The sequence below is a fragment of the Bacillus haynesii genome (assembly GCF_014042035.1).
GTDB classification, from domain to species: Bacteria; Bacillota; Bacilli; order Bacillales; family Bacillaceae; genus Bacillus; species Bacillus haynesii.
On the sequence record NZ_CP059494.1, the window covers coordinates 1,444,174 to 1,458,301 of the forward strand.

Consider the following 14,128-nt stretch of genomic DNA (forward strand, 5'->3'; position numbering starts at 1 on the left):
ATCCTCCGCCTGTTGCGGGGGATTTTTTCATTAAAAAGAGGCCGCCGACAAAAGTCAGCGGCCGCAATTTTATTTTTTCAGCTCAATAAGGAGGTCGCCGGTTTGAATGGCTTCTCCGTTTGTTACGTGAATGTTTTCAACAGTTCCTGAAAACGGAGCCTGGACGGTCGTTTCCATTTTCATCGCTTCATTGATCATTAAATGATCGCCCTTCTTCACTGGGTCCCCTTTGCTTACAAGAAGCTTAATCACCGTTCCCGGCATGGATGCCGCGATATGATTCGGGTTTGAACGGTCGGCTTTCACCTTTTGATGAACGGACGATTTGATGCTTTCGTCTTTAATGACCACTTCGCGAGGCTGGCCGTTCAGTTCAAAATAAACGACTCTCGTCGCATCAGGGCGCGGTTCCCCGATAGAGACAAGTTTGACGATCAGCGTTTTCCCTCTTTCAATCTCGACCTCGATTTCTTCGCCGAGCGTCATGCCGTAGAAGAAGGTCGGTGTATCAAGCACAGAGATGTCCCCGTACAGTTCCGCTGTCTTCACATACTCGGTAAACACTTTCGGATAAAGCGCATATGCGACAGCATCCTGGTCGGAAAGCTCCAGATCATGCGTTTCCTTAAACTCCGCTTTTATATCGTCAAACGAAACCGGTTCAAGCAGTTCTCCAGGGCGTACTGTAATCGGCTCCTGCCCTTTTAAAATCAGCTTTTGCAATTTTTCAGGGAATCCGCCGTGAGGCTGGCCGATATACCCTTTAAAAAGCTCAACAACCGAGTCAGGAAAGTCGAGAGATTCTCCCCTTTCGTAAATATCATCTTCCGTCAGGTTATTTTGCACCATGTAAAGCGCCATATCCCCGACGACTTTAGATGACGGCGTAACCTTTACGATGTCCCCGAACAGGTGGTTAACCCGGCTGTACATTTCTTTCACTTCATTCCAGCGTTCGCCGAGGCCGACTCCCTTAGCCTGCTGCTGAAGGTTGCTGTATTGGCCGCCAGGCATTTCATGCTTGTAAATTTCGGTATGAGGCGCATTCATGCCGCTCTCAAACTCGCTGTAATATTTTCTGACAGACTCCCAATATTGAGACAACGACTCTACCGCATCGACATTGAACTGCGGACGGCGCTTATCGCCTTCAAGCGCATGGTAAAGCGAGCTTGCGCTTGGCTGTGATGTCAGACCCGCCATAGAGCTGACCGCTACGTCGACGATGTCGACGCCTGCTTCTATCGCCTTCGCGTACATAAAAATACCGTTGCCGCTCGTATCGTGCGTATGCAAGTGGATCGGAATGTCGATCGTCTCTTTCAAAGCTGACACCAGTTCGTATGCCGCTTGAGGTCTCAGCAGGCCGGCCATATCTTTAATGCCGAGAATATGCGCCCCCGCTGCTTCAAGCTCTTTTGCCATTGACGTATAATATTCAAGGTTATATTTGGTTCTGTTCGGATCGAGAATGTCCCCGGTATAGCAGATCGCCGCTTCGGCAAGCTTGCCTGACTCGCGCACTGCATCAATGGCGAGCGTCATCCCTTTAACCCAGTTCAAGCTGTCAAAAATGCGGAATACATCGATTCCAGCCGCAGCAGATTCGCTGACAAACTTTTTAATCAGGTTGTCAGGGTAGTTTGTATACCCGACGGCATTCGAAGATCTCAACAGCATTTGAAACATCGTATTCGGAATTTCCTTCCGCAGCTCCTCGAGCCTTTTCCACGGGTCTTCTTTCAAGAAACGGTAAGCGACATCAAATGTGGCGCCGCCCCACATTTCAAGGCTGAAAAGCTCTGGCCAGAGTGCAGCCGTCGGATTGGCGATTTTTTTCAGGTCATGCGTTCTGAATCTTGTCGCAAGCAGTGACTGATGGGCATCGCGGAACGTCGTATCAGTGAGGAGCACTTCCTCTTGATCTTTCACCCATTTGACGAGCCCTTCGGCTCCGCGTTCATCAAGAATCTGTTTTGTTCCGCTTGCGATTGGCTGATCGACATCTGTTTTGACGATCTGCGGCTTATCGAACTCAGGCTTCTTCTTTTTATCGATGCCCGGGAAGCCGTTAACCGTTACGTTCCCGATGTATGTCAGCATTTTTGTTCCGCGGTCTCTCTGCTTAGGAAAGACAAAGAGTTCAGGCGTTGTATCGATAAAAGACGTATCGTATTGCCCTGTGAGAAACTTTTCGTGCTTCGCCACATTTTCAAGGAAAGGAATGTTCGTTTTGATTCCCCTGATCCTGAATTCCTGAAGGTTGCGGACCATTTTGGCTGCCGCCTGTTCAAACGTCAGCGCCCAGGTTGAAAGCTTAACAAGCAGCGAGTCGTAATAAGGCGTAATGACAGCGCCTTGAAAACTGTTTCCGGTATCAAGCCTCACCCCGAAACCGCCGCCTGAGCGATATGCCATGATTTTGCCTGTGTCAGGCATGAAATTGTTTGACGGGTCTTCAGTCGTAACCCTTGACTGGATCGCATATCCGTGCAGCGTGATGGCATCCTGGTTCGGAATGCTGATTTCGCTGCTGTCCAGACTGAATCCGGCAGCAATCAGGATTTGCGTCTGTACGATATCGACACCCGTCACCATTTCCGTAATGGTGTGCTCCACCTGAACACGCGGGTTGACTTCAATAAAGAAAAACTCATCGTTCGCAACTAAAAATTCGACCGTACCGGCATTGACATAGTCAACATTCTTCGCAAGCTTAACGGCGGCTTCGCAAATCTCTTCCCGGAGGGATTCTGACAGCGAAACGCTCGGCGCCACTTCGATGACCTTTTGATGACGCCTTTGCACAGAGCAGTCGCGGTCGTAAAGGTGAACAACGTTCCCTTCTTTATCTCCAATAACTTGAACTTCAATGTGCTTCGGCTTTTCGATCAGCTTTTCGACATACACTTCATCATTGCCAAAAGCCGCTTTCGCTTCTGATTTCGCCCTGTTATAGGATTCCTCCAGCTCCGATTCGTCTCTGACGATCCGCATGCCGCGGCCGCCGCCGCCAAGCGACGCTTTAATAATAAACGGATATCCGAACTCCTCCGCAAATTGTTTGACCTCCGCTATATCAGCCACTGGTCCGTCGCTCCCCGGTATGACGGGAATTCCTGCTTTTTCAGCTTGTTCACGGGCTTTTACTTTATCTCCAAACATATCGAGGTGCTTGGAGGTCGGCCCGATAAAGATGATGCCTTCCTCTTCACACCGCTTTGCAAACTGAATGTTTTCTGACAGGAAGCCATAGCCTGGATGGATGGCATCCACATGGTTGCGTTTTGCAATCTCGATGATACCTTCAATATCAAGATAAGCGTCAATCGGCTTTTTCCCTTCGCCGACCAGGTATGCTTCATCGGCTTTGTATCTGTGGTAAGATCCGCTGTCTTCTTTAGAATAGATCGCTACCGTACGGATATTCAGTTCTGTGCAGGCGCGAAATACGCGGATAGCGATTTCCCCTCTGTTTGCAACAAGAACTTTTTGAATAGACTGTTGTGACATGTCGTTCCCCCTCATCCGCTGTTTTAAGTATGTATCTATTCTAAATGAATCGGATGGGCATTGTACACGCTTAGTTTTTTAAAAATTTATACTTTTTTTATATTGATTTTCTTTGGTTTTTGTAGTATTAACAGGCTGTTTTCGTTTGAACCGATCAAAGTATTCATTAAACATGCTGATGTTCACCAATATCCCCGCGCTTGCCATCAGCAGAATGAGCGATGACCCTCCATAGCTGATAAACGGAAGCGTCACACCTGTCAAAGGAATCAAGCCGGATATGCCGCCCAGGTTCACGAAAGACTGGATGGCGATCATGCTCGATATCCCGATCGCAAGCAAGCTTCCAAACGGATCGTCGCATTTTCTTGCAATATAAAACCCTTTTAAAACGATAAAAGCAAGCAGCAGTATGACAAAAAGGACACCGAAAATACCGAGCTCCTCAGCGATGACCGCCATAATAAAATCGGTGTGCGTTTCAGGCAGATACCCATACTTCTGTACGCTCTCGCCGAGGCCTAGGCCGAACAGCCCCCCCGAACCGATCGCCAAGTAGGAATTGACGACTTGAAAGCCTGAATCTCCCGCGTCTTTAAACGGGTTTTGGTAGCTTTCAAACCGCTTCATCCGTCCCTCTGTTAAAATGCTGTCCCAGTTGAAATAAATGAGCGGGCTGACGAGCACAAGGACAGCCCCGGCCAAAAGCACGAGCTTTAACAGCGTTTTGCCGCTGAATCCAGAGCACAAAATGATGCACAATGCGATTAAAGCGATGATAAAAGCTGTTCCCACATCCGGCTGAGCAGCGACCAGCGCGCAAATGAAAAGCGTGATGATCGCAGGAGGTGCGATTCCGGCTCCCAAGTTGTCAATATAGCTTTGCTTTTTGGCATAGACGGAAGAAAGATACAAGATGACGGTCAGCTTGACAAACTCCCCCGGCTGGATGCCGTAATTCGAAACCCTGAACCAGCTTTGGGCATTCCCGGCCACATGTCCGACAACAAACAGCGCGAACAAAGCGACGACGGAAATGAGCAGCAAAAACTTTTGGAATTTTTGATTGGCAAAAGCCTTATACGGAAAAAGCGCCGCGCCTAAAAATATGACGGTTCCAAGCGCTAAAAATATCAGCTGCCTGTCAAAAAAGTAGCTGCTGTCTTGTCCGTACCTTGTCACGGCTGTGATCATGCTTGAACTGTACACCATGACGAGCCCGAACCCGCACAGCAGAAATACAGCAAAGATTAATGAATAATCATAGGATTTAAGCATTCTTTTTATCATATTATCCTCTTCCTTACTTGCCTTCAAAATGTGTTTGTGGTAACTCCTTCGTTATTTTACTACACTTTCTTAAAAAGCACGAAAGATACCTTTTTCATAAGACTTCGAATCTCGTCAGAAAGAAAAGTCCGTCTATTCCAAGACTGCCATTCTATTTTTTTATCGGCATACCGTGCGTCTTCGTTTATTCGGCACGAACAGCGGCCATTCCTTCATCAATGGGCGTTTTCTTTCTCATTCCATAACAAAAAAGCCTGCCGGCAGTTTGTTTCTATCGAAACGTCGTCGACAAGCTGACTCAGACAGAAAGATTCTTCTGAGGTGTTCATTTATTTTTTTGTAAATGCATCATGTAATGCAGACAATTCACGTTCCAGCCTGTAAAGCAGTTCTTTACCCTCTTCTTCATCCACTAATCCAAGGCGGACAGCAAAATCAATTTCCCTAGAGAGTCCGAACATTTGTGTATCTAAAACCTCTTCATAAAGAGGACATTGAGGCATCGTTAAGTTGTCCATTTGCACTTGAATCAGCTTTAAGATTTTATCAGCATCACGTTTTAACAAGGCAAGTGCTTTTTCACGATGGTCGACTACAATCTCAGACGCCAAAAGTATCCCTCCGTTCCCCAGGCGAGTACCTAATTCTTCTATTTATGATAAAGCCTCAGCCGAAAAAAAGCAAGCTATTTCTGTCCTTTCGCCATATTTCCAAGACTCGTGTTTTAAGCTTCCGCTCACATTTTAAAAAATGCTTAAACTGTAATTCGCAGATAATAGCTCTAAAAGCCGGATTCCGGCGATGCTGTTTCCCTTTTCATCGAGCGAGGGCCCGAAGATGCCGATGCCGAAACGGTATGGGGACAGCCCCATGATCCCCCCAGAAACACCGCTTTTGGCGGGAATGCCGATTTTGATTGCGAATTCGCCGCTGGCATTATACATTCCGCATGTGACCATAAATGTCTTGCAAATTCTCGCGATATCCTTCGGTATGATTTGCTCTCCCGTTTCGGGATGTTTGCCGTTCAAAGCAAAAACAGAGCCGATTTTCGCCAGGTCTAGGCTGTTCATTTCAATGGCGCACTGTTTTGTATATACATCCATGACATCCTCAACCTCAGCCTGAAAAATGCCGTGCTCTTTCATGTAATAACACATCGCCCTGTTGACCATTGAGGTTTCAAATTCAGATTCGGCGACCTTCTCACATATGGTAATGTTCCGGTTATTTGCCAGTTTTTTAATAAAATCAAGCAGTCTGCCGATCTTATCAGTGTTCGTCTCTCCCTTAATCATGCTTGTGACCACCAACGCTCCGGCGTTTATCATCGGATTCAGCGGCTTCCCCGGGTTGACGGTTTCAAGTTTGATGATGGAGTTAAACGGATCACCAGTCGGCTCTTGTCCTACATAATGAAACACTTTTTCCGGGCCGTGATCGATCAAGACGAGGGCAAGCGACAATACTTTTGATATGCTTTGCAGAGTGAAGGCTTTTTCCACATCCCCCGCTGATATACACGTCCCGTCTGTAAAGTAGACCGCCGCCGACAAATCGTCCTCCGATAATTCGGCCAAAGCCGGTATGTAAGATGCAACCTTTCCTTTGTCCGTCACTTTTTTCGCTTCTGTGACAAAATATTCGAGCTCCTCATTATCCCGGCAATTCAAGTTTTTTCCCTCCATCCGATCTTCATTGCTGTTATCTTTCCCGGAGAGGGCTTTTGTTATGAGAAGTGACAATTCGAAAGAAAGCGCTTATAATTTTTGTGAGGGAGTGGTAGAGACATGAGCATTGTAACGATCACAGGAAATGTAAAGTATCCGATTACGCTCGATCCGAGCGTCTGGATTTTTGATGACCGAAAATTCGATCTCGATCAGTTCTTTTCACATTTCGGAGAGGTAAAAGATGAAGATGACGACCTTGTGATTGACAGGGAACGGCAAATTAGAGAAGGTGCTGTATCACCGCCGACGCTGAAATCAGAGAAAAAGTATGAAAAGGAAAAATTGCTTGACAGCACTTTCGGGATCAAGCTTGAACCTTTTTTGAAAAATGCGGAGGTGTCAGGCTCCGCCGTCAAATGCCTCTTCAAAACGGAAGGTGAAGACGTCTCCATTCCGATCGAAGAAGCGGGCGGCATGATTCTCTGCTTCAGCAACAAAGGCAAGCCGCTTGGCGAAGACGGGCCTGTACACGTTTATTTTCCCGACGGTTCAAACAGGATGACTCCTGTGAAACAAGTAAAAGAAATTCACATTGTTTAAAGCAGCAACTGGTGCGCCGGAGGCGATGAAACACTCCGCCTCCCCTTTTCCCGGCCGGGTTTTCGGCTCTTGCCGGCGACCCGGCCCGCGTGCTGTGCAAGTTGAAACCTGGGTTAAAAGCCCGGGTTTTTTAATTACAGCAGATCAGCAGCAAGCCTTGCAAGCCGGGAGCGCTCTCCTTTTAAAAGCTTTACGTTTCCGGAAATTTTTTGATCCTTAAAACGCTCTACAACATAGGCCAGGCCGTTGTTCATCGCATCCAGATAAGGATGGTCGATCTGTTCGGTGTCTCCCATCAATACGATTTTGCTGCCTTCCCCGACGCGAGTCAGAAGCGTTTTGACTTCATGCTTGGTCAGATTTTGGGCCTCATCAATGATGATGAATTGGTCGGGAATGCTTCTGCCCCTTATATATGTGAGAGCTTCGACTTGAATGGAGCCCATCCCCGCTAAAATATCATCAAGTTCCCCCGGCTTTTTTGCATTGAACAAGTATTCCAGGTTATCAAAAATAGGCTGGACCCACGGGCGAAGTTTTTCTTCTTTTTCACCCGGAAGATAGCCGAGATCTTTTCCGACAGGAACGATCGGCCTTGTGACAACAAGCTTTTTAAAATTCCCCAGATCCTCTGTCTGCAGCAGCCCCGCTGCCAGCGCAAGCAGAGTTTTCCCTGTGCCGGCTTTTCCGATCAGGGTGACAAGCGGAATATCTTGTCTTAAAAGAAGTTCCAGCGCCATCGTCTGCTGAACATTTCGCGAACGGATGCCCCAAACCTGCTCCTGATCAAAAACAAGCTTTTTCACGGTTTTTCCGCTTTGATCAACGATTCCAACCGCAGAGGATGATCCGCCGAGCGCGTCCTTCATGACGACAAACTGGTTCGGACACAGCGTCTCTCTGCTGATTTCGTCAAGCGGCAAACAGTGATGTTCAAAAAATGAATTCATCTGATCCGAGCGAATGTACAGATCCGTATAACCGCTGTATATATCATCATTGTCGACAACCCTGTCGTGCAAAAAATCCTCTGACATCAAGCCGATGGCATCGGCTTTGACGCGGATCAGCATATCTTTGCTGACAAGGATAACCGGCCTGCCGCCTTCTTTCGTTTCTTCTTCTAGGCTGAGGTTTTTCGCTACGGCTAAAATGCGGTTGTCGCTAGTTTTTTCGATAAAGATTTCCTGAAGCTGCTGAAAAGAGCGATGATTAAGCTCGATTCTCAAGCTTCCTCCGTTTGGGAGGGGAACATTTTCATACAGCCTTCCTTTTAAACGCAAATCATCTATCAATTTAGATACGCGCCTTGCATTCCTCCCGATTTCATCCATGTAGCGTTTCTTTGAATCGACTTCTTCCAATACGACAGCCGGGATGACAACCTCGTTATCTTCAAAAGAAAAGATTGAATTCGGATCCTGCAATAACACATTCGTATCTAGCACATAAATTTTACTCAATCTTCCGCCTCCTGATCAGGATTTTTAGCCTTTTCTTTTCATTTGGGTTAAAAGCTGATGGAGCGCCCGCTAAAATATATGTTTTTATGAATAAAGATAGAAGGTTAATTCAACAATAAAAAATAATGAAAGCATTTTTAAGGAGGCAACCTCAAGTGCGAATCTTTTTTTTGATCCTAATTCAAACCGTTATGCTGCTTTCAGCCTGCGGCATTCAAAATAATGCCCGAAATGAAGCGAATGAGCTTCCCGGCAACAGACCGATTCATGTAAAAAACAGCGCCCAGGAGCCGGTAAACCGTGAAGACGGACAAGCCATCTCACGGCGCCTTGTGAAGATCACAGAAAGCGTTCCGGGTGTCAATGATGCGACCGCTGTCGTGCTCGGCAGGCTCGCCGTCGTCGGAATTGATGTGAAAGACAATTTGGAACGCAGCAAAGTAGAATCCATTAAGTATTCGGTCGCTGAAGCTCTGCAGAATGACCCTTACGGAGCAAATGCCGCCGTTGTCGCTGATCCCGACACTGTAAACCGCCTGCGGGCAATGGGCAGAGAAATTCAAGCGGGACGTCCTGTCAAAGGGATTCTCGACGAGCTGGCAGCCATCGTCGGGCGCGTCCTTCCTGAAGTGCCCAACGACGCAACAGACAACCAGCAAACAAATCCTACAAAATCCAACAACGACCAGCTGAATGAAAGAAACCAGAATCAGCTCGAAAAGAAGCAGAATAACCAATCGAACAAGCATATGAAAAATCGGCAGCAATAACTTTAAAAAAGCCTGTGCCACTGTTTTCTTGACGGCACAGGCTTTTTCCTTTTTTCTAAAGGAGAAAATTTATTTGTCCGATTGATTAAGGTATAATGAATCGTAAGCGAGGTGAATCAAGTGAGGGTAAAGTGTTCATTGTGTGACAAAATCGAAAAAATCGATGATGACACACTCATTGCCAAACGTCTCCGAAACCGGCCGATACATACCTATATGTGCCATGAATGCAGCGAACGAATTAAAATCAAAACCGAAAACCGGATGAAAACCGGCCGTTTTAAGTTATATCCGCACAGAAAAGATAAAGAGCAGATCAAGTCATAAAAGCATGGACAAGCTCCATGCTTTTTCATTATATTTTTGTTACACAAGTAACAAAACAAAAGAATATAGTTGATAAACATTTTCATTTATAGTATCTTTAAATTGTTTCATACGCAACAAAAAAAGGAGTGGTTGATCATGGATTTTGATGTACTGATTGCAGGCGGCGGCCCCGTCGGTCTGCTGACGGCTTCCGAGCTGGCTTTAGCCGGCGTCCGGACCTGTATTGTCGAACGGCTGAAAGAGCCTTCTCCATTCTCAAAAGCGCTCACACTGCATCCGCGCTCAATCGAAATACTTGAAATGAGAGGGCTTGGAGAACGGTTTAAGCAAATTGGCAAGCCGATCCCTTCGGGGCATTTCGCCGGTCTGAAGACTGGATTGGACTTTTCTGCGCTTGACACGCAAACCAATTTTACATTGTTCATCCCTCAGTACGAAACTGAGAAGGTGCTTGAGGAACATGCGCGAAATCTCGGCGTCTCCATCCTTCGCGGTCATGAAGTTCTCGCTGTCCGCGAGCATGAGGAAACCGCCGAGCTTGTTGTCCAGGGTCCGGATGGCCTGTCCTTACTAACTGCTTCCTATATCGTCGGTGCTGACGGAGCCGGAAGTATCATTCGCAAGCAGGCGCGCATCGCTTTTTCCGGAACTGATGCAAATATTACTGCAATGCTTGGTGATGTGTCGCTTGAAAATCCGCCGGAATCTCATTTCTATACTTGCGAGAACCGTGAAGGTGCCGTTGTGATCGTGCCTTTAGACGGCGGCATTTTCCGCGTCCTCATAACGGCGCCGCACATGCCTCAAGCTTTGCTTCACGAGCCCGTCACACTGGAAGAATTAAAAAAAGAACTCAAGCGCATCTGCGGCACGGACCTTGGAATGGACAACCCGGTTTGGATGTCCCGCTTCGGAAATGCCAGCAAGTTGGCGGAGCATTACCGTTCCGGCAGAATTTTCTTGGCTGGAGATGCCGCGCATATTCATTTTCCCGCAGGAGGGCAAGGTTTAAATGTCGGGCTACAGGACGCGATGAACCTTGGCTGGAAGCTCGCAGCAAAGATCAACGGACGGTGTCCCGACTGGCTGCTTGACAGTTACCATAATGAAAGACACCCTATCGGGGAAGCGCTGCTCGTCAATACACAAATCCAAACAAAGCTGTTTGATTTTACGCGTGAAGGGCTGTACCTCCGCGAATTATTATCCGGCATTCTCGAATTTTCAGACGTCAATCGTTATCTGGCAGAACAAATTGCAGCGCTCAACGTGCAATACGAAGCAGATGAAGAGATGCCTAAACATGAGCTGAACGGAAAACGACTGCCAGATATTGACCTGACCCTTTCAGATGGTACTGTCAAACGACTTTACACTTTTCTCGGCGATGGATTCTTTTTATTGGCAGCATTCGGGAAAGAACTGAAGGAATTTTCCGGACTTCCTCATGTCCGGCTCATGCAAGTGAAAGCAATTGACGGCAGGCCTGAATGGAATGGCGTAAAGGCAGCGCTGATCCGTCCTGACGGCCACGTAGCCTGGGCTGTCGACGAATCCATGGAAAATACGGAGCAATTGATTGCTGACGGTATCCGCCGCTGGTGCGGAAACTCTCACCTTCAGTCTGTTTAACCATTTTGTTTCATGCGCAACTAAATGGTATAATCAAAGCAGAAAAATCGATTAAAGGAGCCGGTTTTCTGCATGGAGCATTTAACACACGCCAAACAAGACATATTTGACCTGTACATCAGGCTCATTCATCAGCAGGAACAGCATGAAACCATCATGAAAGAGCGCATCTCCGCAGAAATGAAAAAGATGGAGCACGAATTCCGAGCCGAACTGAAACTCAACATGTCTGACGTCCATACGATCAGCTGCATTGGCGACCACGAACCGATCAACGTCACCTCGATTTCCGAGAAGATGGCATTTTCAAAAGCGACGGTCTCAAGGATCACCGCAAAGCTGACCGAAAAAGGCCTCGTCAATAAAACTCAGCTCAGCGACAATAAAAAAGAAATCTACTTCCGTTTAAGCCAGAAAGGGAGAAGCATCTATCACCTTCACCAGCGGGAACACGAAAAAATCGAACAAAGCTTTAAACGATTTTTAAGCAGGTATTCATCTGACGAGATCCTTTTTGCCAGAGCTTTGTTTCGGGACTTATTAACGGCAGATTTTTGGGCGGATACAGAAAAGACATAGCCTTCTTTGGCTATGTCTTTTTCTACGTATTCGCCCCCGTCTGCTCTTTTTTCGAACGGTGCAGACGGATTTTGTAAATCGAAAGGATTAAAACGGCTACGATCAGCCCTTCTCCAACCGGCAAAAAAACGCCGAAGAAAGTTAAAAACGTACAGCCTAATGCCAGAAAAAAGTAAATGATGGCCGTTTTCAACAGCGGCAGCCGTTTGGCGAAACCCAGTTTAAAGACGACCGCAGACAGAACGAAGATGGTGGCATAAAGCCACCACATTCCCGCCTCAGGATTCTGGTCCACTTTATAGAGAGCGGCAAAAAACGACAGCCGTTCACTTACATCAGTCAAAAAGATTCCCCTCCCCTTTGCTTAGTTGGGTTGCTCTTTTTTTAGGTTCTGCAAATGTTACGACAATCCTGCCAGCTTTTTCTTTTTCGCTGCTTTTTCGCGTTCGTTTTTGTCGAGAATTTTCTTTCTCAATCTGATGGATTCAGGTGTGACTTCGCAGTACTCATCCTCGTTCAAGTATTCAAGCGACTCTTCAAGCGACATGATACGCGGTTTTTTCATGCTGACCGTCTGATCTTTCGTCGCTGAGCGCACGTTTGTCTGCTGCTTCATTTTGTTGATGTTGACGACAAGGTCGTTTTCACGGTTGTGCTCGCCAACGATCATGCCTTCATATACTTCTGTGCCCGGCTCGACAAAAATTACGCCGCGTTCTTCAACGCCTTGAATGCCGTAGGCTGAAGCTTTCCCGGTATCCATTGAGACAAGCACGCCTTGACGGCGCCCGCCGACTTGCCCTGGCTCAACTGGCTGATAGCTGTCAAACGTGTGATTTAAAATCCCGAAACCGCGTGTAAGGGAAAGAAATTCGGTTGAGTAGCCGATTAATCCGCGTGAAGGGACATTGAAAATCAGACGGACCTGACCGTTTCCGTTATTGATCATGTCGATCATTTCACCTTTGCGCGCACCCATTGATTCCATTACAGATCCAGTGTGCTCTTCAGGCACATCGATTTGCACGCGTTCAACAGGCTCACAGCGAACGCCGTCGATTTCTTTAATGATGACTTCCGGCTTCGATACTTGCAGTTCAAAGCCTTCACGTCGCATGTTTTCGATTAAAATCGACAAATGCAGCTCACCGCGTCCTGATACAATCCAGGCATCAGGTGATGGCGTCGGATCGACTCGAAGGCTGACATCTGTCTGAAGCTGCTGTTCAAGACGCTCTTCAATCTTCCTGGCCGTGACATATTTTCCTTCGCGACCGGCAAAAGGACTGTTGTTAACCGCAAACGTCATTTGAAGCGTTGGCTCGTCAATGCGAAGAACCGGAAGCGCCTCCTGATGCTCAATCGGGCAGACAGTTTCTCCGACATTGATGTCTTCCATTCCTGATACCGCGACAAGGTCGCCGGCTTTCGCTTCCTCAATCTCGACTCTCTTCAATCCCTGGAAACCGAAGATTTTCGTGACACGGAACGGTTTGGCAGAACCGTCAAGCTTCATTAAAGCAACTTGCTGTCCGACTTTCATCGTTCCTCTGAACACGCGTCCGATTCCGATACGGCCGACATAATCATTGTAGTCAAGCAGAGCCACCTGGAACTGTAAAGGATCCTCATGGTTATCGACAGGACAAGGAATATGGTTGACAATCGCTTCGAATAAAGCTTCCATGTTTTCATCCTGCTGCTTCGGATCTGCTGATGCGGTGCCGTTGATCGCAGAAGCGTAAACAACCGGGAATTCAAGCTGTTCTTCATTGGCATCAAGCTCGATAAACAAATCGAGCACTTCATCTACGACCTCTTCAGGACGGGCAAAATCACGGTCAATCTTATTGACAACAACGATCGGCGTCAAGTTTTGCTCAAGTGCTTTTTTCAGCACAAAGCGGGTTTGCGGCATGCAGCCTTCATAAGCGTCCACAACAAGCAGAACACCGTCGACCATTTTCATGATCCGCTCAACTTCTCCGCCGAAGTCTGCGTGTCCTGGAGTATCCAAAATATTAATGCGTGTATCTTTATAATTAATCGCTGTATTTTTCGCTAAAATCGTAATACCGCGCTCTCTTTCCAAATCATTGGAATCCATTGCGCGCTCAGCCACGTTTTCATTTGCACGGAATGTGCCGGCCTGATGGAGGAGCTGATCCACAAGCGTCGTTTTTCCATGGTCAACGTGGGCGATAATAGCGATATTGCGAAGATCTTCTCGAAGTTTCACATTTTCATCTCCTAAAAAATTTAGATAATCTTTCATATT

At 47.1% G+C, this 14,128-nt stretch carries 12 protein-coding genes; 5 read left to right on the forward strand and 7 right to left on the reverse strand.

Translation table 11 applies throughout. The features are described 5' to 3' along the window. Positions 1-69 precede the first annotated feature (69 nt). The 4 genes from pyc to glsA all read right to left on the reverse strand — a co-directional run bounded on the left by pyc (position 70) and on the right by glsA (position 6,491). The gene (pyc, locus tag H2R00_RS07095; protein ID WP_182070732.1) at positions 70-3,513 is read right to left on the reverse strand and encodes a pyruvate carboxylase; all 3,444 of its coding nucleotides are present in this window, start codon (positions 3,511-3,513) and stop codon (positions 70-72) included. 78 nt (positions 3,514-3,591) lie between these two features. Then, the gene (gene ftsW / locus H2R00_RS07100; protein WP_154996637.1) at positions 3,592-4,803 is read right to left on the reverse strand and encodes a putative lipid II flippase FtsW; all 1,212 of its coding nucleotides are present in this window, start codon (positions 4,801-4,803) and stop codon (positions 3,592-3,594) included. A 329-nt stretch (positions 4,804-5,132) separates the two neighbouring features. Further along, positions 5,133-5,414, reverse strand: a complete 282-nt coding sequence (locus H2R00_RS07105) for an Fpa/YlaN family protein (RefSeq protein ID WP_003181465.1) — start codon at positions 5,412-5,414, stop codon at positions 5,133-5,135. Positions 5,415-5,546: 132 nt separating this feature from the next. Continuing rightward, positions 5,547-6,491, reverse strand: coding sequence for a glutaminase A (gene glsA, locus H2R00_RS07110; protein WP_411802188.1), 945 nt, complete (start codon positions 6,489-6,491; stop codon positions 5,547-5,549). Between the two features lie 102 nt (positions 6,492-6,593). Here glsA and H2R00_RS07115 point away from each other — a divergent pair, with 102 nt between their 5' ends. Next, the gene (locus tag H2R00_RS07115; protein ID WP_154996641.1) at positions 6,594-7,076 is read left to right on the forward strand and encodes a peptidyl-prolyl cis-trans isomerase; all 483 of its coding nucleotides are present in this window, start codon (positions 6,594-6,596) and stop codon (positions 7,074-7,076) included. 134 nt (positions 7,077-7,210) lie between these two features. Here H2R00_RS07115 and H2R00_RS07120 read toward each other — a convergent pair whose 3' ends face one another. Continuing rightward, positions 7,211-8,539 carry a PhoH family protein gene (locus H2R00_RS07120; protein ID WP_154996643.1) on the reverse strand — a complete coding sequence of 443 codons (1,329 nt, stop codon included), beginning with the start codon at positions 8,537-8,539 and terminating at the stop codon, positions 7,211-7,213. A gap of 155 nt (positions 8,540-8,694) precedes the next feature. On the opposite strand from H2R00_RS07120, the gene H2R00_RS07125 reads away from it, so the two are divergent. The 4 genes from H2R00_RS07125 (at position 8,695) to H2R00_RS07140 (ending at position 11,850) form a co-directional block, all read left to right on the forward strand. Next, positions 8,695-9,309, forward strand: a complete 615-nt coding sequence (locus H2R00_RS07125) for a YhcN/YlaJ family sporulation lipoprotein (RefSeq protein ID WP_043927522.1) — start codon at positions 8,695-8,697, stop codon at positions 9,307-9,309. Between the two features lie 120 nt (positions 9,310-9,429). Beyond that, complete coding sequence (locus H2R00_RS07130) at positions 9,430-9,636, forward strand: YlaI family protein (RefSeq protein ID WP_003181456.1); 207 nt, start codon at positions 9,430-9,432, stop codon at positions 9,634-9,636. Positions 9,637-9,774: 138 nt separating this feature from the next. Beyond that, entirely contained in the window at positions 9,775-11,271 is a 1,497-nt protein-coding gene (locus tag H2R00_RS07135) for a monooxygenase (protein ID WP_182070733.1), read from the forward strand. 72 nt (positions 11,272-11,343) lie between these two features. Then, the gene (locus tag H2R00_RS07140; RefSeq protein ID WP_182070734.1) at positions 11,344-11,850 is read left to right on the forward strand and encodes a MarR family transcriptional regulator; all 507 of its coding nucleotides are present in this window, start codon (positions 11,344-11,346) and stop codon (positions 11,848-11,850) included. A 22-nt stretch (positions 11,851-11,872) separates the two neighbouring features. Here H2R00_RS07140 and H2R00_RS07145 read toward each other — a convergent pair whose 3' ends face one another. Both H2R00_RS07145 and typA read right to left on the reverse strand, forming a co-directional pair. Then, complete coding sequence (locus H2R00_RS07145) at positions 11,873-12,193, reverse strand: YlaH-like family protein (RefSeq protein ID WP_003181448.1); 321 nt, start codon at positions 12,191-12,193, stop codon at positions 11,873-11,875. A 57-nt stretch (positions 12,194-12,250) separates the two neighbouring features. Beyond that, positions 12,251-14,089, reverse strand: a complete 1,839-nt coding sequence (gene typA, locus H2R00_RS07150) for a translational GTPase TypA (protein ID WP_154996651.1) — start codon at positions 14,087-14,089, stop codon at positions 12,251-12,253. Positions 14,090-14,128 lie beyond the last annotated feature (39 nt).

Coding starts and splice junctions, on each gene's coding strand:
- pyc (WP_182070732.1), bottom strand. CDS start 3,513: ATGTCACAACAGTCTATTCAAAAAGTTCTTGTTGCAAACAGAGGGGAA.
- ftsW (WP_154996637.1), bottom strand. CDS start 4,803: ATGATAAAAAGAATGCTTAAATCCTATGATTATTCATTAATCTTTGCT.
- glsA (WP_411802188.1), bottom strand. CDS start 6,491: ATGGAGGGAAAAAACTTGAATTGCCGGGATAATGAGGAGCTCGAATAT.
- H2R00_RS07115 (WP_154996641.1), top strand. CDS start 6,594: ATGAGCATTGTAACGATCACAGGAAATGTAAAGTATCCGATTACGCTC.
- H2R00_RS07135 (WP_182070733.1), top strand. CDS start 9,775: ATGGATTTTGATGTACTGATTGCAGGCGGCGGCCCCGTCGGTCTGCTG.
- H2R00_RS07140 (WP_182070734.1), top strand. CDS start 11,344: ATGGAGCATTTAACACACGCCAAACAAGACATATTTGACCTGTACATC.